Genomic DNA, 22,591 nt, shown 5'->3' with positions numbered 1-22,591 from the left:
AAACGCTCTACGCAACCTACAATTACTACATTAGAATATACATAATTAGGTTGCGTATGAGTAATACTTCCTTCTTTGATGAACAAAAGGAGCAATCTTTAATAAAAGCTAGAATTGTTGAGAAATATTTTTGGGCTTGGTCACAAGTAATAATCGGAACTATTAAAAGGCTTGAAAGTGAAGGTAGGGAAGTTGACTCAAGAATTGCCTATATAGACCTTTTTGCAGGCCCAGGTCGATACAAAGATGGTTCAAAATCAACACCAATAAAAGTTTTAGAGACTGCGATTTCTAACCCAGATATGCAAAATAGGCTGGTGACAGTATTTAATGATGTTGATGCAGAAAATGTTAGTTCTCTTCATGAAGCTATAAATTTAATTCCTGGTATTGAAGATTTTAAATATAAGCCTCAAGTAGTCAATCATGAAGTTGGGGAAAATATTGTCAACACATTTAACGAGCGAAAGTTAGTCCCTACATTGTTTTTTGTAGATCCGTGGGGATATAAAGGATTATCATTAAAACTTATTAACTCAGTTGTAAAGAACTGGGGGTGTGATTGCATTTTCTTTTTCAATTACAACCGCATCAATATGGGTTTAGGTAACGCAGTTGTTAAAGAACACATGAATGCGCTATTTGGGGAAATACGAGCCGATCAAGTACGCCAACAACTAAAAACGCTTAAACCAGAAGAACGGGAGTTAACAGTTGTAGAGGCAATTTGTGAAGCTCTCAAAGAAATGGGTGGAGAGCATGTTCTACCTTTTCGCTTCAAACATGAGAATGGGAAACGAACTAGTCATCATTTAATCTTCGTGAGTAAGCACGTGAAAGGCTATGCAATCATGAAAGACATAATGGCAAAAGAGAGTTCTGAACAAAATCAAGGTGTGCCTTCTTTTGAATACAATCCAGCCACCTATAGACAACCGTTACTTTTTGAATTTTATCGTCCTCTCGATGACTTAGAACAAATGCTATTGGATACATTTGCAGGTCGAACAATAACCATGCAAGACATTTACAATCAGCATAATGTTGGTAGGCGTTATATTAGCAAGAACTATAAAGATGCTCTTAAGAATCTTGAAGCTAAGGGTAACATTACAACAGATCCACCTGTTAACAAAAGAAGAAAAAATAAAGGTGAAACTACATTCGCCGATTCGGTTAAAGTTACATTTTCGCCTAAGCAGTGATCACTAAATTTTCTTTTTTATCTGCTAATTTCAGTGGAGTATTCCCCCATACCTTTTGATGCTGCTTCCAAGCATCAGGCATTTCATCCCATATTTTACCATCCAGTAACCTACCTCCAGCCTTAGAAGTTCTGCCGCCAATCTGCTTGAAAAAGAATGCAACTTCTGCTGCTTGACACTGGTTATGAATATCTTTTACCCACTCAGTTTTTAGAGAGCGATGTTTTTGTCCAGACTCTCCACCAACAATAACCCAGTGAATATCTGTTAACTCAAGATTCAATTCACCTAAAAGCGGTTCACATGAAAGAAAGCGGACAGTCGCGGGAACTCTGCGAAGAAAGTCAACACGATGAACATAGTTTTGATTTTCGACTGACACACCCAACCAGATATTTTCATGAAATTCTAACTCAGAAGCCAACTCAAGTAACCGCTCAGGTCGTTTTGTTAATATTTGATATATATGCCAAGGCGTTTTATAAATCACTTTAAAGACCTTTTGAATGAAATCAAGAGGTACATCTTCATGAAAAAGGTCGCTCATTGAATTCACAAATATTCTACTTGGAGTACGCCACTTTAAAGGTTCTGCTAACCTTTCCGGGTGTAAAGTTAAATCAAATCCATTCTTGAAGTTATTAGGAAAACGTTTAGTGAGAGCTTCTGCATAGCAATGCAAACAACCTGGGCTAACCTTGTTACAACCAGTTGTCGGGTTCCAAGTTTTATCTGTCCACTCAATACCTGTGTGCGTACTAGACATATTACATAACCTTGTAAATTACAAATTCTCCAAGTGATTCTTATAGTGTATCTGTACTATAACAGAACTTACAATTATATCATCGCTGTAAATGGGGCGGAACGATCGCACAATTCAACCAGTTAAATTCCCATAGTAAAATTTTGCCAAAGCCACAACCACTGCAACTAAAGGCTCAGAGGATGGATTAAGGAACAGTAGATCAAAGTATCCTCAACAGCTCTTAAAAACTAGCCCTAAAGTGCTACCAATACATGGGATGCTAATTGATGATTAGTGAGTTTTGCCAATGTCTGTTGTTTCTGCTATCACTGTTACCGTTCCGGCCACAACTGCTAATTTGGGGCCTGGTTTTGATTGCATCGGTGCAGCTTTAAAGCTGTACAACGAGTTCAAGTTCACTCGCCAAGAAGAGGGTGAGCTAATTATTCATGTCACTGGTACGGAAGCTGAACGTGTCAAAACTGATGAGAGTAATCTCCTCTACCAAGCGTTTGTCAAGTTTTATCAACATATAGAGCAGACACCGCCGATAGTGAAAATAGAGATTAAATTAGGTGTCCCACTGGCGAGGGGTTTGGGTAGTTCGGCGACAGCGATTGTTGGTGGGTTGGTTGCTGCTAATCAACTTGAGGGTGCGCCGATGAGTCAGTCGCAGGTGATGGAGTTAGCGATCGCAATGGAAGGACATCCTGATAATGTAGTTCCAGCTTTATTGGGAAGATGTTGTCTTGCTGCTACTAGTGGCGCAGGTTGGGAAATTTGTGACGTTCCCTGGCATAAAGATGTTGTACCAGTTGTGGCTATTCCTGATTTTGAACTTTCCACTTCAGAGGCGCGGGGCGTTCTCCTAACTGAGGTGAGTCGCGCCGATGCGATTTTCAATATGGCACATCTGGGGTTATTGTTGCGCGGCTTGGAAACTGGTAACGGACAATGGTTAAAGACTGGTTTGCAAGATAAGTTGCATCAACCCTATCGCAAAGCTTTGATTCCTGGTTATGATGCTCTCAACATAGCAGCTGTTAGTGCTGGTGCTTATGGTATGGTGATTAGTGGTGCGGGCCCGACACTGTTAGCTTTGGCGGATAAGTTACACTCAGAGGCTGTGGAGGCGGCGATGTTAGCTGCTTGGCAACAAGAAGGAATTACAGCCGAGGTGCGATCGCTTTCTCTCGATACCCAAGGCGCAAAAAGCTTTTAAAAAATCAGATGACTATTTTACTCAGTACTTAAAACTCGATTTATGGAGCAAATTCAGGATGAAATGGCGGCGCTTAAATCTCAAATTCAGATTCTCCTAGAAGAACGCGCTGCACTCACTATTAATAATGTAATCTCTGCCGAGAATGATTCACCCCAGGCAATGGTTGAAGCGTACCGCCGTCAAGCCAGGGAAAATGCCCAATTATCAGTTGAACTCCAGGGCATAGATGCGGCGATCGCAGCCCTGGAAGTCCAGATACAATAAAAACAAGGTAAGTTAGTGCGTTGGCAAGTTGAATCAAAACAACTTACCCAACAGCAGCAGCTAGAGGAAGCTAAAGAAGTGGCTCAGGTTCATGCTCAACGCATTAATCAACTAGCAGGTGAACTGGCGACAGAAGTCCGTTTACTCAAGGCTTGTGCCAATCAACTGAGTCCAATGTATTGGCAGATTTATTATAAGCCCTTCATTACTGGGTTCAAGACAATCTCTGTTCCCTATGTCCGATCAGATGGGGAAGTGTGGACAATTGCCAACCGGATTGTTTAATGGCAGCCTTTTTAAACTAGAAAGACTTTACCAACATTGACTTTTTCGATAACCATTTGATATGAGAAGACAGTTGCTAAAATCATCCATGTCAAGAGACTTGAACCTATAACGCAAGATTTTGCACTTTTAAAGCGGATATACAATGTTTTCGAGCCATTTCTACCATTACCTGTTAACGATCCCAAATATGTAGATTGTCAGGCTGTGCGAGGAGATGGTTTGTGATTGAATTGCGTTCTGAGAGCGATCGCTTACAAGTTTTGCAAGACAAAATGCATTAGTTTGTGCAGCTTCTTCTGTAGCAGAAGCGAGACTTACTAAGCTGTAAGCAGCATAACTTCTTGATAAACAAGCTTTTTTTCTTTCTTCTTCAGTTTTTTTAACATAATCTGACATATCAATTAAGTTTATTAATTTTTCATTCAGTTTATTTTTAATATGTATTAATTGAAGTTGTGCCATTTTGTTATCCTTAAATTTTTCTAAAACGTGAATATGAGATTTTCATATAAAATCGGGACTGAGAAATAAATCTCAGTCCCGATAAAAAAGCGGGCTAACCGCTATTTATATGGTTAACCCGTGCAGCTTTGGGAACGCGCAGAGAAATTGTTATTGCAATACCAACTTCACATTGGCGTTTTGCAGACCGCGTTGTTTTACTTCAGCCAAAGTTTTGTTAACGGCATACTTTTGGTTGATGGAGTTGATCAACTCGGTTTGGTTGTGCTTCTTAGCAACTCCCCACAGGTCAGCGATTAGGTCAAAGGAACCATCGCTGTTGCGAGACCAGCCGAGGTCATATTCGCCATCCAACATAGCAACGATGTCGGAACGGACACGCTGACCGTTATAACCACGGACATCAGCTTCAGTCTTTACGCTGATACCGAGGTCGCGCAAGGAAGCCTTGAGGATTTCGGCATCGGTGATTTTGGTACGCAGGGTGCTAAAGTGAGACATTTGGGGTTTCCTCCAATGAGAAGATTGAGAAAAACGACAACGGTTTGTTTTGGGCGAAGCCGCGCTTAACAGGATGCGGCTTTTCTTATAACTGCTAGCATTTTCAGCTAGCCTTTCCCCCTGGGATGGCAGAGGAAAGCTTTTAGAACTCCATTCGCTGATATTCAGCTACGGAGGATGCTGCGGGGCGTGCGCGCTGTCTGGCCCAATCTCTCAGAGCCGTTACTTGTTCTTGCATCGTTCTAGACAGCGGCAAAGTTGCCTTCAGTGCAGCAATAATATCTAGTTGGGTGAACTCCCGATCTTGGGCAAAAGCTTCATACATTGCCGCAACGATCGCTTGCTCAACTTCTGCCCCAGAAAAGCCATCAGACATCTTGGCTAGTTGCTCAAGATCAAATCGAGAGATGTCTTCACGGCGCTTGGTCAGATGAATATTGAAAATCTGCTGCCGTTCTTCCGGTGTTGGCAGATCGACAAAGAAAATTTCATCAAAGCGTCCTTTCCTCAAGAACTCGCCAGGTAACCGTTCTACTCTGTTGGCGGTTGCCATCACAAACACTGGTGACTTCTTATCTTGCATCCATGTAAGGAAAGAACCGAATATTCTACTTGAAGTCCCTCCATCAGAATCAGAGGAACCTCCACTACCAGCAAAGGATTTATCCAATTCATCGATAAACAAAATCGCTGGGGAAATAGATTCTGCTGTTTTCAAGGCGTTTCGCAGATTTGCCTCACTTCGTCCCACCATTGAGCCGTCATAGACTCGCCCCATATCCAACCGCAACAGTGGTAAACCCCACAGCCGGGAAGTAGTTTTGGCAATTAATGACTTTCCGCAACCGGGAACTCCGAGAATTAACATCCCCTTTGGTTGAGGCAAACCATACTCTCTCGCTCTTTCTGTGAAAGCGTTAGAGCGTTGCTTGAGCCATCTTTTTAACTCTTCTAAGCCACCTACAGCATCAATGGTTTCATCTTCTTCAATATATTCTAAGATTCCATTGCGCCGAATTAGTTGCTTTTTCTCAGATAAAACTATATCTACTTCATCTTCCGTCAAACGCCCTGTAGTTACCTGCGCCTTCCGATAGACTTTTTCAGCTTCATCTTTAGTTAGACCCAAAGCTGCTCTGAGAAGCTTTTCTCTAGCCTCTGTTGTCAACCGCCGACCACGATTTTGGTCTACATGCTGAGTCAGTACTTTATTTAACTCTGCCATATCTGGCAGTGTAAAATCAATAACAACAACTTCTTTTTCCAACTCTATAGGTACTTGTTGCATCGGCGACATCAAAATGATGTTCTTTTGCGTACCTTTGAAGCTAGCGATCGCATCACGTAACGATCTGTTTGTTGCAGGCGCATCAATAAAGGGATGTAAATCTTTAAGAATAAATATACTTGCTTCTTTCTGCCGGATTATCCATTCAATCGCGGCCTCTGGAGACACGGTATTATGTTGGGTGACATTCCGGGGTTGACCATACTCCACAATCCCGTGTGTTACTGTCCAAACAAATACCCGGCGCTGGGGCTTTAACAACTGGGCGATTGCGGAAACTGCTTGCTCGGCCCGCTCTTCCTCGGAGGTCACAAGGTAGATTAAAGGGTATTGAGCTTGAATTAGGATATTGAGCTCTTCTTTCATACATCGACCTACTTGAGACCTTATAGAGACAGTAGAGACATTGCTTCTGGTAAAGACAACTGAATCATGAATGAATAATTCATAATTCCTATCTATTTAGCAAGGAACTAACTCTTCCTCAGTCTTAGGATGGGTTTCATCTTTATCCATCTCATCAATAGAAAGATGTTCTTGACCAATTACTCCTGGTTGATTGCCCAAGGTTACCAGTTCCCCATCGCGTAAGACTAGTGAGCTATCACAAGTTGGGCATGAATAAACTCTATGAGTCCGCCCATAAGAAGAATCTTCTACCTCATCAACCAATTCTGAATTAGACAGGTAAAAAACGAGGGCTCGTTCAGCAAGTTCTGACATTGGTTCGGAATCGACTGCTGAACGAATCTTCAACTTTCTGTGCAACTCTGGCGATAAATACAAAGTGACCTTTTGCTTAGTTTGCGTTTGCATATAACTCTTTAACGGTCTTACCCGGGTATGTATATCAAGTTATCGGTTCTTTCATTGGTTGTCAAGACGGTAAAGCGTTTTAACGGCAATTTTGTTACATTTGTTTACATTTGGGATTTAGATGCTGTTTTAACTAGTACAGCGGGCGTGTAAATCCATATACCATCTCAATTAAGAAGACTTGCAGCTTAATAAGGGGCAAAATCCCCTTGTTAAAGGTAGGCAAACTGACGCCACAGTGTACTAATGACATTGTTACCAAACTGAGTTATTTACGAAACAGTTATCTGGCTGGGGTTAACTAGATTTAATCAAGCAGCAGTATAGTATGGTGGCTCTAACTTGCCCCTAGTATTTCTATAAAATCAATAATTTTGGCAAAATGCGTAATATAAATGACTACTGCTAATAAAACCTGTAGTTTGGGGCAAAGAATTTATCGGTTTGCCTCCAGCGTTAGCAAAGCCATTGCCCTGTTCATAATCCTGTGGGGTTGCACTGCAAACGATTTTAATGCCGGAGCTATCACATGGAAAACTTATAGCAACTCCCGTTATGGCTTTGAATTTCCATATCCAAGTAACTGGACTTCATTAGCAGCCCCAGAAAATGATGATGGAATTGTGTTTATTTCACCCCAGAACAAAACAGTGGAAATTCGGGGGTGGGCAAGTCAGCAGCTACCAAATTCAATTATTACAGACCAAAATTCTGTGAAAAAGATAAATCCGAACTTTCAGACTGCCCAAGGAGTATCTGGGGTGCTGGTTGTAGAAGTTGACAAAGGAGTAGGTTCGATGACACTGACACTAACTCAGAGTCAAGTGAAATACTACTGGCAGGGACGAAGCAAGAGCCAAGAATTTCAAGATTACTATCGTTTGTTTTATTACATTGCCCAGCAGTATCGGATTTCCAAGTACTGAGTGAGAAGTTAGGAGAGACGCGATTAATCGCGTCTGTACAGGAGTTAGGAAAATTCCTCTTATCTTCCCCTCTCCCCCTGCTGCCTAAATTGACATCTTCCCGAGAATGATGATTGAGAGGGGACAGAAACCTGGTAGATTTAGCTATCAGCGAGTAAAAACTGGTGAAGATGAAAGTCCTGGTTATTGGTGGTGATGGATATTGCGGTTGGGCAACTGCTCTTTACCTTTCCAATCGAGGTTATGAAGTTGGAATTTTAGATAGTTTAGTGCGGCGGCATTGGGATAATGAACTAGGTGTCGAAACTCTCACTCCGATCACACTAATTCAGCAACGCCTCCAGCACTGGCAAGATTTGACTGGCAAATCTATCGACCTGTTCATCGGCGATATTACTAATTACGAGTTTCTCAACAAAGCATTACAGCAATTTCAGCCAAATGCCCTAGTGCATTTTGGTGAACAGCGTTCGGCTCCATTTTCCATGATTGACCGCGAACATGCAGTTCTTACCCAGGTCAATAACGTAGTTGGTACGTTGAACTTGTTGTACGCCATGCGGGAAGATTTCCCAGACTGTCATTTAGTGAAGCTGGGGACGATGGGTGAATACGGTACACCCAACATCGACATAGAAGAAGGGTACATAACCATTGAACACAATGGACGCAAGGATACCCTACCTTATCCCAAGCAGCCTGGTTCAATGTACCATTTAAGCAAAGTCCATGACAGTCATAACATCCACTTTGCTTGCCGGATTTGGGGATTGCGGGCAACGGATTTAAATCAAGGTATAGTTTATGGCGTCTTAACTGAAGAAACGGGGATGGACGAACTGTTGATTAATCGGCTTGATTACGATGGCGTGTTTGGTACTGCACTGAACCGCTTCTGCATTCAAGCAGCTATTGGACACCCCTTAACGATTTACGGTAAGGGCGGGCAAACTCGCGGATTTTTGGATATTCGGGATACAGTCCGATGTGTGGAATTAGCGATCGCTAACCCTGCACAACCTGGTGAATTCCGCGTATTTAACCAATTTACTGAACAATTCAGCGTCGGCGACTTAGCATTGATGGTGAAAAAAGCTGGTAACGCTATAGGATTGAATGTAGAAATCAATCACTTAGATAATCCTAGAGTCGAGAAAGAAGAACATTACTTCAACGCTAAAAACACTAAATTGCTCGATTTAGGTTTAGAGCCTCACTTGCTTTCTGATTCTCTACTCGATTCTCTGTTAAACTTTGCCATCAAGTATCAGAAACGAGTTGATCACAAACAAATTCTGCCCAAAGTCTCTTGGCACAGAAATTAGGGTAAATTCTGCGTGCGGCTGATAACAGAACCTTATTTAACTCAAGTCAGTAATTGGACGAAAAATGGTCGTTATATATTAGCACAATATGACGACCATTCAATTGTTGTTTATCAGGCGTATCGTCCAGTTATTGGTGATTTCGCTGCCACCTACAGTTATTTTGGTGGTGAGTTCAGTTTTGACCGCATGAGTTGGATAAAACCTAACTTCCTCTGGATGATGTATCGTTCTGGATGGGGTACACAAAATGGGCAAGAGGTAGTGTTAGCTATTTGGATTAAGCGTTCAGCTTTTGATGAAATTTTAGCGGCGGCTGTTCATTCCAGCTACGTTCCAGAATTTTATCCCAATAAAAGTGAATGGCAAAGAGCATTGAAGCAATCACAAGTCCGCCTACAATGGGATCCAGACCATCACCCATCGGGGACGAAATTAGAACGACGCGCTATTCAGTTAGGGTTACGTGGTCAAGTGCTAGCTGCTTACGCCAAAGATTGGATTGTGAACATCGAGGACATCTCGGACTTTGTACAAAAACAGCGGTAAAACATTAAATCTGACTGTGCAGAATTGATTACACCACGGGAGACAGTTTACTCTGTGTTTGATACCGAAACGCAAGAAAACCTGGGATCATCTGCCTGTACTAAATAGTTTTTTATGAGAATTGCTTTATTTACCGAAACCTTTTTGCCCAAGGTTGACGGCATTGTAACGCGCTTGTGCCATACCGTTGACCATTTACAGCGCAGTGGTAACCAAGTGCTGGTGATTGCCCCTGATGGAGGAATCACAGAACATAAAGGCGCTAAAGTTTACGGCGTTACTGGCTTTCCTCTGCCATTGTATCCAGAGTTGAAAATGGCACTTCCCCGCCCAGCTATTGGTTACACCTTAGAAGAGTTTAAGCCAGATGTTATTCATGTCGTGAATCCAGCAGTTTTGGGTTTATCTGGAATATTTTATAGTAAAATTCTCAAAATACCCTTAGTGGCGTCTTATCATACGCATTTACCCCAATATCTCCAGCATTACGGCTTGGGGATGCTGGAAGGTTTTCTTTGGGAACTGCTCAAAGGTGTTCATAATCAAGCAGCTTTGAATCTGTGTACCTCAACAGCAATGATGGAGGAACTGACAGCACACGGTATTGAACGGGTAGATTTGTGGCAGCGTGGGGTGGATACAGAATTATTTCACCCCAATTTGGCTAATCTAGAGATGCGATCGCGTCTATCACAAAATCATCCAGAAAGTCCATTGCTACTTTATGTTGGGCGGCTTTCCGCTGAAAAAGAAATTGAGCGCATCAAACCAATTTTAGAAGCCATTCCCGAAGCGCGGTTGGCATTGGTTGGGGATGGCCCCCACCGTCAAGCATTGCAAAAACACTTTGCTGGCACAAACACTTCTTTTGTTGGGTATCTCATGGGGCAAGAGTTGGGTTCTGCCTTTGCTAGCGCTGATGCCTTTATTTTTCCCTCCCGGACAGAAACATTAGGCTTAGTATTACTAGAAGCGATGGCTGCTGGCTGTCCGGTGGTAGCAGCCCGTTCGGGGGGAATTCCTGATATTGTAACAGATGGGGTAAATGGATATCTTTTCGAGCCAACAGTAGATGTTCAAGGAGCCATCGCTGCCACTATTCGCCTCTTAGAACAAAAACAACAACGAGACATCATCCGTCAAAATGCTCGCCAGGAATCAGAAACTTGGGGTTGGCCATCTGCCACCAGGCAGCTACAAGATTACTACCAAAAGGTGATATTTTCTGAACAATTGACAAAATAGGGGAGTGGGGAAGCAGGGGGCACAGGAGTGGGGAGAATAACCAATGCCCAATTTTAGTTTGCGCTTGGAAGCGGTAACTAAGGAATATGATTGTGATATTTTTTCAAGTGAATTTACTTAGCAGCTTTGCAGCGATCGCATTTGGGTGCGCTAGTTAGATAAAATTCGCGTCAAAGGGAAACACCAGGCAGTGAATATCTACGAGTTAATTGGCGATCGCAGCACCCCTCTAGATGCCAACACTCAAGAGTTTCTGTTTAACTATCATATCCGGACGCACTGCTTATTTATCGCACACTTCTCACGAGCGATCGCCTGTTTTGAATCCACCAAATGCATCCAACCCAAAGACCGATGTGTTGATATACAATAGTAAAATATGTATCATTAATTACAAAAACTTGGCAATAGTCCTGGGATGGTATTTGGACAATGCTTACTAAGTAGTTTTGAGTGAGAGACTTAGGAGTTATGAGTTATCAGTCCCAGCGTCCCCGCCTCTCCCCTTCAGTCTTGAACCTCTCCTTGGTCATCCTGAAAGGGGTCTTCGCCTATTCTTAGCTCTTTTTTTGAGCGTTTCAACTGTTTCCATAGATCCTTTATTTGTTCGTAAGCTGCACCTGGAGGCAGTTTTCCACCTGTTTCTAGGTTGCAAATGTAGCTTACTCGTTGGGCAAATTCCTGTAGATTGGCATTAAAAACCAAGTTTTCTGGCTTTACCTGACCGTAGTAACGACCACGAGGGTAGAGAAAATCATCTTTGTTCACTATTTTTTTCTCCAAATTATTCAACTCCCTTTTTGTTTAAATGTCTAAAGCTGAATCACTAGCTACCCTAATCTTTACTTTTATCAGACTGCGGGAAATCAAATCATCCAACTCCTTTTCAAATTGGTGATGCAGAAATTGGTTGATTTAGATTTTGAGACTAGAAGATAAAGCTTGAAAGACTTTTACCGTAAATATTACAAAAAAATTCCCTGTTAAAATGACTAAAGAGTGTATTTTACTTCCCTCCGAGCTATCAATTTATCTCATCTTAATTTATAAAGTTCAAATTGTAATTAACTACAGTTGAAACCCTGACTTACAAACTATTAAAAAATACCCGTACTATTTAGCAATCTTTGTTTGTAAAAATAAATACTAATTTTGCTTAGTAAAACTACTTAGATAAATTTATTATGTACTAAAGCTAATTGTCGTCTGTTAAAAGTTAGAGATTCAGTTCTGAATGTTTGGCAACTGGCTAATGAGGCATTAGGCAAAATAGTTCTGAGTTCCAAGTTAAGAGTGAAAAAGTGATATTTACCACTCAGTACTCTGCACTCAATAATCGCCAATGACTAATAGTCAATAACTAAAGATAAAATGGTGAAGCCCGAAACGACAAAAATCGTCCATCGCCTAGAACTTTACCTGCCACCATGTCTGTTAATTCCAAGTTATACGAAGGCAAAGCGAAAATTCTCTATACAACAAACGATCCTGAAGTCTTGTTGGCTGATTTTAAGGATGACGCCACGGCGTTTAATGCCCAAAAGCGTGGCAGCATCCAAGGAAAAGGAAAAATTAATTGTAGCATTTCCAGCCAGCTTTTTAAACAGTTGGAGGCAAATGGTATAAAGACTCACTTTATAAACAGCCCTGCCCCGAATCAGATGCTGGTAAGAGCAGTAAAGATTTTACCCTTAGAAGTAGTTATCAGAAATATTGCTGCTGGGAGTCTATGTCAGCAAACAGGGTTACCAGTGGGTACAATTCTGAAACAGCCTTTGGTAGAGTTTTATTACAAAAACGACCAATTAGGAGATCCTTTATTGACACGCGATCGCCTGTATCTGCTAGAGCTAGCTACTGCGGAACAAGTAGACGCAATAACACATCTAGCATTGCACATCAACAAATTTCTCAATAACTTTTGGCAGCGGTGCGGCATTACTCTAGTAGACTTCAAACTAGAGTTTGGTTTGGACTCACAACAGCAGTTGCTCTTGGCCGATGAAATTAGCCCCGACACCTGCCGTTTGTGGGATACCACAGAAAAGGACTCAAACCGCAGGGTAATGGACAAAGACCGCTTTCGCCGAGACTTAGGAAATGTAGAGGATGCCTACCAGGAGGTTTTACAAAGAGTGCTAAAAGCTGTAGAAACTACAAGTTAAACAGGTAAAAACCAAAAGGTAAGAAGAAATTATAAGAGAAAGCAGGAGAAAAAAGGAAAGAATTATGAATGAAAACTTTAGTCATGGGTCATTAGCCAGTTTAAAAAGAAAAATTGTCTCTCACCTCAGGTGGTGAGAGATCCAAAGCGTCCAAGATCAATCCCACGTTTAAAAGCGTGGGTTACTCCTGCCTCCTGAAATTTGACTTTTGCCTTTTGCCTTGTAAAGTAAAAAAGCAAAAGAAAAAAATTGTGTTTTGAGTTTTACCTTTGGCATGAGGGCATTATTGCCTTGTGATGGTGTGTGTGGTCGTGAAGAGGAATCAATAAGTAAAATGCGTTTATCTCCCGTATTGCTGGCAGCAGTAGCAATTGCAGTCCCTTTGGGCGGTTCATTGAGTGCAAATGCAGAAACCGCCAACAGTTCAAAACAGACAACAGAAGTTTTGACACTAGAAAAAAATCAGCAGCCAGAAAAGGATACTGGTCAGGGTAATTCTAGTAAAAGTCTAATATCTCGACCTAATCCCACAAGAGTTATAGAGGGGGAGCCTCTCCAATCCCGCATTGTCGCAATTTACCCTGCAAATCCAGCAGCCATCGCGACATCAAAGGTAATAGTACCAACCTCCACAACGACAACAACTGCACAAACCCCTCAAATCATCAATCCCAGCCCTACTCAACAGCCATCTCCCGCTCCAGACATTCCACCGCCAGAAATTCAACAACCAACGCCTTCCCCAACTCCTGAAACCACTCCAGTCCCAGAAAATGTTAATCCACCGACAACGGAACCTTTATTACCCACAACTCCACAACCATCAACCACTCCAGACATTCCCCCCCCAGCTAGTCAACAAAGAACACCTGCCCCACGCCCAGGCGCTACTCCTAGTCCGCAGAATATTAACCCGCCGACAACTCCGGGAAATACTCAACCCAACACAGCCCCAGGCGCTACTCCCAGTCCGCAGAATATTAACCCGCCGACAACTCCGGGAAATACTCAACCCAACACAGCCCCAGAAGCCAATGATCCCCGCGTACTGGTATCAGAAGTAGTAATTAGATCACAGGCTGGGCAACTATCACCAGAACTAGAAGACCAAGTTTACAAAGTAATTCGTACCCAACCAGGACGAACGACAACCCGCAGCCAACTACAAGAAGATATTAACGCCATCTTTGGTACTGGCTTCTTCTCTAACGTCCAAGCAACGCCAGAAGATACCCCCTTGGGAGTGCGGGTAAGCTTTGTTGTGCAGCCTAACCCCGTTCTCAGCAAAGTAGAAGTGCAAGCCAATCCTGGCACTGGTGTTGCTTCTGTACTACCAGCTAATACTGTGGATGAAGTGTTTCGGGAGCAGTATGGCAAAATCCTCAACTTGCGTGACTTGCAAGAAGGCATCAAGCAGTTAAACAAGCGATATCAAGACCAAGGTTACGTGCTAGCCAACGTGATTGGAGCGCCCCAAGTTTCTGAAAACGGAGTTGTTACGTTGCAAATAGCAGAAGGGGTAGTAGAGAATATTAGAGTCCGGTTCCGTAATAAAGATGGTCAGGAGACAGACGAGAAAGGACAACCGATTCGGGGACGCACACAGGAGTACATCATTACACGAGAATTGGAGTTAAAGCCAGGACAAGTATTCAATCGCAACACAGTGCAAAAAGACCTACAGCGCGTGTATGGAGTGGGACTGTTTGAGGATGTGAATGTGTCCCTTGACCCTGGTAGTGACCCCAGCAAGGTGGATGTAGTAGTGAATGTAGCTGAACGCAGCAGCGGTTCTATTGCAGCTGGGGCAGGGATTAGTTCTGCTAGCGGACTTTTTGGAACAGTGAGCTATCAACAGCAAAATCTGAACGGTAGAAACCAAAAGCTGGGGGCAGAAGTACAAGTGGGAGAACGGGAACTGCTGTTTGACCTGCGGTTCACAGACCCCTGGATCGCGGGAGATCCCTACCGGACTTCTTACACAACAAATATTTTTCGCCGCAGTTCCATTTCATTGATTTTTGATGGCAAAGATGAAGATATTAAGACGTTTGACCCAGGTAATCCCACCAATACAAATTCTCAGGATCGCCCCCGCATTCTCCGTGTAGGTGGTGGTGTCACCTTTACCCGTCCCCTGTCCTCCAATCCTTACAAAACTTCCGTCTGGACTGCCTCAGCGGGTTTACAGTATCAACGAGTTTCTGCCCGTGATGCTCATGGCAATCTCAGAAAAACAGGAGCGGTATTTAATGATGATAACGGCATCCGCACCAGTGATGAAATTCCACTGACTTTATCTAGCAGCGGTCAAGATGATTTACTACTGCTGCAACTGGGGGCACAGCGCGATCTCCGGAATAACCCGCTGCAACCCACCAGTGGTTCTTATCTCCGCTTCGGGGTTGATCAGTCGGTTCCTATCGGACTAGGCAGCATTTTCCTCACCAGATTCCGGGGTAGCTACAGCCAATATTTACCCATCAAGCTGATTAGCCTTAGCAAAGGGGCACAAACCTTAGCATTTAACCTGCAAGCAGGAACCATCTTCGGTGACTTGCCTCCCTACGAAGCTTTTACCCTTGGCGGTAGCAACTCCGTGCGGGGTTATGAAGAAGGAGCATTAGCTAGTGGACGCTCTTATGTGCAAGCATCAGTTGAGTATCGGTTCCCAGTTTTTTCAGTAGTCAGTGGCGCACTATTTTTTGATGTCGGTAGTGACCTGGGAACTAATACTAGGGCAGCTGAGGTGTTGAACAAAAACGGTAGTGGCTTCGGCTATGGTCTTGGCGTTCGCGTCCAGTCTCCACTGGGGCCAATTCGGATTGACTATGGTATCAACGATGACGGTGATAGCCGGATTAATTTCGGTATTGGGGAAAGGTTTTAACCAGTTAGGAGTTGGAAGGGGCGCAAGACTTTGCGCCCGTACAGGAGTTATGAGTTTTAATTCCTCACTCCTCACTCCTCACTCTTAACTCATAACTTTTTTGGATTAGCTTGCTAATTTTCACATTTACCTCAATACTGTTCCGATAAAGGGATTAATCACATTTTTTGGGGAATATCAGGGATTTTACCAAAACAGACGATGAACAATACTAAAAGAAATATATTGACTTTTCGGCTATGCAACAGCACACTCTAGCCGCCCAAATCATCCAAACAGGGGTGGGACTGCATAGCGGTGTGAGTACCCAGGTGCGGATACTACCAGCTGAGGCAGGAAGTGGACGCTACTTTGTGCGAGTGGATTTACCAGATTTGCCGCTCATTCCAGCGCAAGTTGCGGCAGTTAGTCACACTGTTCTTTCAACTCAGTTGGGCAAAGGTGAGGTATCTATTCGCACGGTAGAGCATTTGTTGGCAGCACTTTCTGGTATGGGTGTGGATAATGCCAGGATTGAAATTGATGGCCCAGAAGTTCCACTTTTGGATGGTTCAGCAAGTGTGTGGACAGCCAACATTGCCCAAGTTGGCTTAGTATCACAACCCGTTAACAACCAAGTTCCCTTGGCTGTTACAGAACCAATATGGGTCTATCAAGGGGATGCCTTTGTATGTGCCCTCCCAGCACCAGAAACCCGCTTTAGTTACGGTATTGATTTTGACCTGCCCGCCATTGGTAATCAATGGCATAGTTGGTCACTAAGTGCTGAACTAGGAAAAGCTTCTGCTAGCTTTGCTGCAGAAATTGCTCCTGCCCGTACTTTTGGGTTACTGCATCAAATTGAACACTTACAAAAAACAGGGTTAATTAAAGGTGGCAGTTTGGATAATGCACTTGTTTGTGGATCAGAAGGCTGGCTAAATCCACCATTAAGATTTGCAAATGAGCCAGTCCGTCATAAAATCTTGGATTTAGTAGGAGATTTAAGTTTACTAGGAACTTTTCCTAATGCTCATTTCTTAGCATATAAAGCCAGTCATAATTTACACATTCAACTGGCTCAAAGAATTTTAGATTTGGGACTTCGGCTTCTCTCCGAGACGCTGCGCGAACGCTCAGTCGAACGATTTTAGATTTTGGAATAGAACTAAAGCCTAAAATTTAGGATTATTAAGCTTTGGATATACGCCTGTCTACTCAACTTTCAGATGAAAAATCAACTACACGGCCAATGTCAATCCTCACTGAAGTGAATACCATCGATACAACTACATCTACCGAACCACAGGCTATAAATGAGACTACAATCAGTTCTGAGATTAAAACAAGTTTTACATCTGAAGAAATTCAGAAATTGCTACCCCACCGCTACCCATTTTTACTTGTAGACAAAATAACTGACTATCTTCCAGGTAAAAAAGCTGTTGGGGTTAAAAATGTCACTATCAATGAACCTCATTTTCAAGGACATTTCCCTGGACGTCCACTGATGCCAGGGGTGCTAATTGTCGAAGCAATGGCACAAGTCGGGGGCATTGTCCTGACTCAAATGTCTCCGGAAGAAGACGGACTGTTCGTCTTCGCTGGTATCGATAAAGTCCGCTTTCGCCGCCAAGTCGTACCGGGGGATCAACTAGTAATGACGTTGGAACTGTTATGGGTAAAACAACGTCGTTTCGGTAAGATGCAAGGTCGTGCCGAAGTTGACGGTCAACTTGCTTGTGAAGGGGAATTAATGTTTTCTCTAGTTAACTAAAAGTTTGCTTTCGTGGTAGAGGCATAGCCGTGAAGTGCCCTTACTAAATCCTGAAAAAGGATAACAGTAAAAAAAATCCACAACAGCATCTGATAATTTCTTGATTTTCGACGCCCTCTCTACGAGACGCACTCACAAACACACTTAACTTGCTTTGCCCGACACTTTCGTTCACTGAAATACTTCACGCTCTACCAGTCACCTCGATGGGACGGCAGTCGGTACAACTCTCTTAACCAGAGTAACACGCTGACTCAGAAACCCCGTCTGGCGCTGGCTTATCAAGACAGTTCTGGAGATTCACCCTTGAAAACGCTAATTCATCCAACTGCTGTAATTCATCCGAAATCGGAACTCCACCATACAGTGCAAGTCGGTGCCTATGCTGTGATTGGAGCGCATGTCAAAGTCGGCCCTGAAACAATAATCGGCGCTCATGCTGTGCTAGAGGGGCCTTGTGAAATTGGGGCGCAAAATCAAATTTTTACAGGTGCAGCCATCGGCATGGAACCCCAGGATCTCAAGTTTGTGGGAGAACCAACCTGGGTCAAAATTGGTGATAACAACTTAATTCGTGAGTACGTTACTATTAACCGTGCTACTGGTGCCGGTGAAGCGACGGTAATAGGTGATGGGAACCTGCTGATGGCTTATGTCCATGTGGCTCATAACTGCGTGATTGAAGACCAGGTAGTGATTGCTAACTCTGTGGCGTTGGCAGGTCATGTTCATATAGAGTCACGCGCTAGGCTGAGTGGGGTTTTAGGTGTCCATCAATTTGTGCATATTGGTAGACAGGCAATGGTGGGAGGCATGGCACGTATTGACCGGGATGTGGCCCCATATATGCTGGTGGAGGGAAATCCGGCGCGGGTACGAACCCTCAACCTTGTTGGACTTAAACGGTCTGGTATGGACTCAGCAGATTTGCAAATGCTGAAAAAAGCCTTCCGCATTCTCTACCGTTCTGATTTGTCCTTTAAGGATGCCTTGGAACAACTGGAACTGTTAGGGGATAGCGAAGAATTGCAGCATCTGCGCCGCTTCCTGCTACTTTCTCAGATGCCAGGAAGGCGTGGCTTGATTCCCGGTAAGGGGAAAAAAGGCGGGAGTGATGAATCGTGAATTTTAAGTTATGAGTTATGAGTTATGAGTTGATGAATTAAATTTTTAACTCCTAACTCCTAACTATTCACTCCTCACTTTTAAGTTTTTACTAATTACCAATTATCAAATGCGGATATTTATCAGCACTGGCGAAGTATCTGGCGATTTACAAGGGTCGCTGCTAATTACAGCGCTGAAGCGTCAAGCTGTAGCGATTGGGTTGGAATTAGAGATTGTGGCCCTGGGTGGCGAAAAAATGGTAGAGGCTGGGGCAACTCTACTGGGAAATACCAGTAGTATTGGCTCAATGGGTATTCAAGAAGGGCTGCCTTATATTTTACCGACTCTCCAAGTGCAACGTAAGGCGATCGCTTCCCTAAAGCAAGATCCACCTGACTTGGTAGTGCTGATCGATTACATGAGTCCGAATATAAAAATTGGGACTTACATGAAACAGCATCTGCCACATGTGCCTGTGGTATATTACATCGCTCCCCAAGAGTGGGCTTGGTCAGTCAATTTTCGTAGGACTAACAGGATTGTTGGTTTTACAGACAAGTTGTTGGCAATCTTCCCACAAGAAGCCCGTTACTTTCGCGAACAAGGGGCGAAAGTTATTTGGGTAGGGCATCCTTTAGTTGACGGAATGCAAGACGCTCCCAGTCGCCAAGCAGCTCGTGCAACATTGGGGATTGCACCGGAACAGATTGCGATCGCACTCCTCCCCGCCTCTCGCTACCAAGAACTAAAATATCTTTTACCAATTATTTTTCAAGCTGCCCAAACTATTCAAGCCAAATTACCTGAAGTTCATTTTTGGATTCCCCTATCTCTGGAAGTCTATAGACAGCCCATTCAGGAGGCTGTTGAGCGTTACGGTTTGCAGGCTACAGTTGTATTAGGTCAACAAAAGGAAGTTTTTGCTGCTGCTGATTTAGCTATTAGTAAATCTGGTACTGTCAACCTAGAACTGGCTCTGTTAAATGTGCCGCAAGTTGTAGTTTACCGCCTAAGTTCTCTGACTGCTTGGATAGCTCGTAACATTCTCAAAGGTTCCATAACCTTTGCATCACCACCCAATTTAGTAGTGATGAAGCCAATTGTGCCAGAATTTTTACAAGAGCAAGCCACACCAGAGAATATTATCCAAGCAGCGATGGAACTGCTACTCAATCCCCGTCGCAGACAGCAAACTTTGCTATATTATGAAGAAATGCGGCAAAGTTTAGGAGAAGTTGGGGTGTGCGATCGCGCTGCTCAAGAAATTTTGCAAATGCTATCGGAAACTGGGGACTAAAGAATGGGGACTGGGAAAATTTTGTATATTTAAAACGTGATACCCAATCCCTTTAAAGGTGTCATGGCTGATGAGATGAGAAAACAACGAGCGATCGCAGTTGACTTATTCGCCGGTGCAGGCGGTATGACTCTTGGCTTTGAACAAGCTGGCTTTGATGTGCTGGCGTCCGTGGAAATCGACCCGATCCACTGTACAACACATGAGTTTAACTTCCCTTATCAGTGTTATGTAAAAGTGTTGAACAGACAACCGGGGAAGAAATTAGGAATCGGTCTGAAATTGGCGATCAGTAAATTGATGTGGTAATTTGTGGCTCACCTTATAACAACAACGATTTTATATTCCACAATTTATAAAAACAACAACAGTTAGGCTAATCTTCATGGTAAAGTTACTCTATTAAAACTTCCACGAAGTAAAAAGTGATAAGCCTAAAAAGAGCAATTGATCCTCAAACACAAGAAAGATTTTGCTGCATATTTGACACAAAAACTTGCTTGCCAATAGAACCAATCCAGCGGTACTTAAACTACTGCCGTAAGCGTCAATTAGCAGCTAACACGGTTAACACTTATGCTTGTCGATTAGTAGATTTTTGGCAGTGGCTAGAATATAAATCTCTTAACTGGCAAGATGTAGGACTCCAAGAACTGGCTGATTTTGTCAACTGGTATCTTCTTGGTGGCGAAGTAGAAGTCATCTTTGAATAAGTACGTGAAATAGTTTCTAAACGTAGTCCCAAAACAGTCAATCAAGCAGTTACAGCAATACAAGGACTCTATGAATTCCACATTGTAGAAGGTATGATTGACGAAAAACTTTTTACCAAATTAGTTCATGAATGGGGCAGAGGAGGGATGGCTAAAATTAAACTATACTTCCCTTAAAATTAAAATAAAAGTTCCTAAAATCGAGACGATTCCAGAATAAGTTCTTTCCTAAATTCACGATAAATTCAATCTTTTCCCACCACCAGTAGAAAGGTTATTTAGACTACGGCTTGTTTTGGGATATCGCATCGGAGAAATGCTCAAGCTGAATTTTTTTTAGCAGTATTAACTAGTTTGAAATTGCCAAATTTAACTTGTTTTTAAAATGCTTGTTAGAGAGTAAAAGCCAAAATAAATGCTTCTAGCTTCAGCAAAAATCCTTGGAAAGTACAAGCATGAATCGATTTTGGGAAAGTGCGAGTAATAGCGCTAAACACAGTTTCAATATAATGCCTAGTAGATTGTTTAATATATTGATTCCAAGGTTTATCTTGACGCTTATAGTTCTTTTTACGCATCACTTTCAACGCAATTTGACTCGTCTCAAAAAGTTCATCTTCTGCTCTATAATCAGTGTATGCGGAGTCAGCATAAATTTCGCTACCAGCTGGTAAATTTAACGGTAATGCATTCAAAGCCCGCACATCAGAAGCACTAGCAGGCATGATTACAAACTCCACAGAGATACCACTTTTAGTCGTCAATAACTGAATCACCACATAAAAATAGCGTTTCTTTGATGCAATCTAACCCCTGTACTCTTTTGACTTAATTAACAACACAAAAGAAGATCCGGATGTTATCGCACATTGCTACAGGAAAAGAGTCTAAAAGAGATTCAGTACAATCACTAGTTTCTTTCAGTATCATGCCTACCTGATGAAACAAATCGTTCATCAACATCGATATCCCGTGTAATCGCCTATTAAAGCGTGATTTACCTAACATATTAGAAACGAGATGATGGTCTTTCATGTAATCGCAAGCTTTGCTGTGATTGCCATCAAAAAACATTGCCGCAGTTATTACCGTTGTAAGAATTTCTGCATCACTCATCTCTCGGCGACAGTCAACACTTAGCCTAATCGCCTTTAACAGGTCATCGATGATAGCATAGACAGTAATTATTTCGTTTAGCATATTCCTCTCCGTTTTTTACATCTGGAGGGGATTTTATTGCACAAAGTGATCGCCTGAATCAATAACTAGCAACTTGGGTTATTATATACTTACTAAAATCGAGAGTGTATTCTTCCTCATCAGGAGTTAGGCATACTCTAACAAATTTAAAACAATTTGGACAAATTCTATGCACTTATAGAATAAAACAAACTGCTGATATCAGTCGCGAAACTGTACTTAGCTTTTTAGATAATTACAAGAATTGCGATAACAAAACAATCAATCATAAACTCAGCTATATAAAAAATTTTTTTGAATACTTAGAACTGGATGCATCACATTTAGTTCGTAGCCGTGATTACCTAAAAGAAACAAAAAATGATGCTGACTGGTTAGATGAAGTAACACGCACATCTATTAAACAGAATTTGTCTAAAATTCCGGTATCTATTGCTTGCCATTACTTGGTACAGGAGTATACTGCTGCTCGTCCAGGAGATATCTGCCAACTAAGCTTTGATTGCTTAGTAGAGGAAAATGAAAAATCAATACTTTTCGGTTAAGCCTAAAAACGGGTAAATTAAGAGTTGTACCTGAAAATCAGCAGCTAAATGCAACTCAAAAAATTTTCGTTGGTCG

At 42.5% G+C, this 22,591-nt stretch carries 21 protein-coding genes and 3 pseudogenes; 17 read left to right on the top strand and 7 right to left on the bottom strand.

Annotated features, from left to right (window positions below; translation table 11 throughout):
* The first annotated feature begins 56 nt into the window (after positions 1-56).
* Positions 57-1,205 carry a three-Cys-motif partner protein TcmP gene (locus tag V7K21_RS14705; RefSeq protein WP_335175384.1) on the top strand — a complete coding sequence of 383 codons (1,149 nt, stop codon included), beginning with the start codon at positions 57-59 and terminating at the stop codon, positions 1,203-1,205.
* On the opposite strand, the gene V7K21_RS14700 is transcribed toward V7K21_RS14705, so the two are convergent.
* Complete coding sequence (locus tag V7K21_RS14700; protein WP_335175382.1) at positions 1,195-1,971, bottom strand: DUF5131 family protein; 777 nt, start codon at positions 1,969-1,971, stop codon at positions 1,195-1,197. The genes V7K21_RS14705 and V7K21_RS14700 overlap by 11 nt on opposite strands.
* A 289-nt stretch (positions 1,972-2,260) precedes the next feature.
* Here V7K21_RS14700 and thrB point away from each other — a divergent pair, with 289 nt between their 5' ends.
* Positions 2,261-3,175 (top strand): homoserine kinase, encoded by a 915-nt coding sequence (gene thrB, locus V7K21_RS14695; protein ID WP_335175380.1) that lies wholly within the window; start codon positions 2,261-2,263, stop codon positions 3,173-3,175.
* Between the two features lie 42 nt (positions 3,176-3,217).
* Positions 3,218-3,727, top strand: a pseudogene (locus V7K21_RS14690) (hypothetical protein).
* A 168-nt stretch (positions 3,728-3,895) separates the two neighbouring features.
* Here V7K21_RS14690 and V7K21_RS14685 read toward each other — a convergent pair.
* From V7K21_RS14685 to V7K21_RS14670, 4 genes are all read right to left on the bottom strand, one after another.
* Positions 3,896-4,192, bottom strand: a complete 297-nt coding sequence (locus V7K21_RS14685; RefSeq protein ID WP_335175378.1) for a hypothetical protein — start codon at positions 4,190-4,192, stop codon at positions 3,896-3,898.
* Between the two features lie 150 nt (positions 4,193-4,342).
* Entirely contained in the window at positions 4,343-4,693 is a 351-nt protein-coding gene (locus V7K21_RS14680; RefSeq protein ID WP_012407317.1) for a DUF1257 domain-containing protein, read from the bottom strand.
* A gap of 142 nt (positions 4,694-4,835) precedes the next feature.
* Positions 4,836-6,347 carry a stress-responsive protein Ycf46 gene (gene ycf46 / locus V7K21_RS14675; RefSeq protein WP_335175376.1) on the bottom strand — a complete coding sequence of 504 codons (1,512 nt, stop codon included), beginning with the start codon at positions 6,345-6,347 and terminating at the stop codon, positions 4,836-4,838.
* Between the two features lie 96 nt (positions 6,348-6,443).
* The gene (locus V7K21_RS14670; RefSeq protein WP_335175374.1) at positions 6,444-6,797 is read right to left on the bottom strand and encodes a hypothetical protein; all 354 of its coding nucleotides are present in this window, start codon (positions 6,795-6,797) and stop codon (positions 6,444-6,446) included.
* 395 nt (positions 6,798-7,192) lie between these two features.
* On the opposite strand from V7K21_RS14670, the gene V7K21_RS14665 reads away from it, so the two are divergent.
* The 5 genes from V7K21_RS14665 to V7K21_RS14645 all read left to right on the top strand — a co-directional run bounded on the left by V7K21_RS14665 (position 7,193) and on the right by V7K21_RS14645 (position 11,215).
* Entirely contained in the window at positions 7,193-7,723 is a 531-nt protein-coding gene (locus V7K21_RS14665; RefSeq protein WP_335175372.1) for a hypothetical protein, read from the top strand.
* A 170-nt stretch (positions 7,724-7,893) separates the two neighbouring features.
* Positions 7,894-9,048, top strand: coding sequence for an NAD-dependent epimerase/dehydratase family protein (locus V7K21_RS14660; RefSeq protein WP_335175406.1), 1,155 nt, complete (start codon positions 7,894-7,896; stop codon positions 9,046-9,048).
* 12 nt (positions 9,049-9,060) lie between these two features.
* Positions 9,061-9,597: a DUF4291 domain-containing protein gene (locus tag V7K21_RS14655; RefSeq protein WP_335175370.1), complete on the top strand. Its 537-nt coding sequence runs from the start codon at positions 9,061-9,063 to the stop codon at positions 9,595-9,597.
* A gap of 114 nt (positions 9,598-9,711) precedes the next feature.
* A complete protein-coding gene (locus V7K21_RS14650; RefSeq protein WP_335175368.1) occupies positions 9,712-10,842 on the top strand; it encodes a glycosyltransferase family 4 protein in 1,131 nt (376 codons plus the stop codon).
* 190 nt (positions 10,843-11,032) lie between these two features.
* The gene (locus V7K21_RS14645) at positions 11,033-11,215 is read left to right on the top strand and encodes a hypothetical protein (RefSeq protein ID WP_335175366.1); all 183 of its coding nucleotides are present in this window, start codon (positions 11,033-11,035) and stop codon (positions 11,213-11,215) included.
* 134 nt (positions 11,216-11,349) lie between these two features.
* On the opposite strand, the gene V7K21_RS14640 is transcribed toward V7K21_RS14645, so the two are convergent.
* Positions 11,350-11,625, bottom strand: a complete 276-nt coding sequence (locus tag V7K21_RS14640) for a DUF7219 family protein (RefSeq protein WP_273762410.1) — start codon at positions 11,623-11,625, stop codon at positions 11,350-11,352.
* Between the two features lie 644 nt (positions 11,626-12,269).
* On the opposite strand from V7K21_RS14640, the gene purC reads away from it, so the two are divergent.
* The 8 genes and pseudogenes from purC (at position 12,270) to V7K21_RS14600 (ending at position 20,770) form a co-directional block, all read left to right on the top strand.
* Entirely contained in the window at positions 12,270-13,007 is a 738-nt protein-coding gene (gene purC, locus V7K21_RS14635; protein ID WP_335175364.1) for a phosphoribosylaminoimidazolesuccinocarboxamide synthase, read from the top strand.
* Positions 13,008-13,341: 334 nt separating this feature from the next.
* Complete coding sequence (locus V7K21_RS14630) at positions 13,342-15,897, top strand: BamA/TamA family outer membrane protein (protein WP_335175404.1); 2,556 nt, start codon at positions 13,342-13,344, stop codon at positions 15,895-15,897.
* Positions 15,898-16,136: 239 nt separating this feature from the next.
* The gene (lpxC, locus tag V7K21_RS14625) at positions 16,137-17,030 is read left to right on the top strand and encodes a UDP-3-O-acyl-N-acetylglucosamine deacetylase (protein ID WP_335175363.1); all 894 of its coding nucleotides are present in this window, start codon (positions 16,137-16,139) and stop codon (positions 17,028-17,030) included.
* A gap of 98 nt (positions 17,031-17,128) precedes the next feature.
* Complete coding sequence (gene fabZ, locus V7K21_RS14620; RefSeq protein WP_335175361.1) at positions 17,129-17,653, top strand: 3-hydroxyacyl-ACP dehydratase FabZ; 525 nt, start codon at positions 17,129-17,131, stop codon at positions 17,651-17,653.
* Between the two features lie 306 nt (positions 17,654-17,959).
* Positions 17,960-18,778: an acyl-ACP--UDP-N-acetylglucosamine O-acyltransferase gene (gene lpxA / locus V7K21_RS14615; RefSeq protein WP_335175359.1), complete on the top strand. Its 819-nt coding sequence runs from the start codon at positions 17,960-17,962 to the stop codon at positions 18,776-18,778.
* 109 nt (positions 18,779-18,887) lie between these two features.
* Positions 18,888-20,057, top strand: coding sequence for a lipid-A-disaccharide synthase (lpxB, locus tag V7K21_RS14610; RefSeq protein WP_335175357.1), 1,170 nt, complete (start codon positions 18,888-18,890; stop codon positions 20,055-20,057).
* 75 nt (positions 20,058-20,132) lie between these two features.
* Positions 20,133-20,350: pseudogene (locus V7K21_RS14605) on the top strand (DNA cytosine methyltransferase); the annotation flags it as partial.
* A 207-nt stretch (positions 20,351-20,557) separates the two neighbouring features.
* Positions 20,558-20,770, top strand: a complete 213-nt coding sequence (locus tag V7K21_RS14600) for a site-specific integrase (RefSeq protein WP_335175355.1) — start codon at positions 20,558-20,560, stop codon at positions 20,768-20,770.
* Positions 20,771-21,162: 392 nt separating this feature from the next.
* On the opposite strand, the pseudogene V7K21_RS30725 reads toward V7K21_RS14600, so the two are convergent.
* Positions 21,163-21,970, bottom strand: a pseudogene (locus V7K21_RS30725) (IS982 family transposase).
* 80 nt (positions 21,971-22,050) lie between these two features.
* Here V7K21_RS30725 and V7K21_RS14585 point away from each other — a divergent pair.
* On the top strand, positions 22,051-22,515 hold the full coding sequence (locus V7K21_RS14585; RefSeq protein ID WP_335175402.1) for a site-specific integrase: 465 nt from the start codon (positions 22,051-22,053) through the stop codon (positions 22,513-22,515).
* Positions 22,516-22,591: the final 76 nt, after the last annotated feature.

Source organism: Nostoc sp. (assembly GCF_036919595.1).
Lineage (GTDB): Bacteria > Cyanobacteriota > Cyanobacteriia > Cyanobacteriales > Nostocaceae > Nostoc.
The sequence above is the reverse complement of the archived record's forward strand: the minus strand, read 5'-3'. Positions and strand labels throughout refer to the sequence as shown.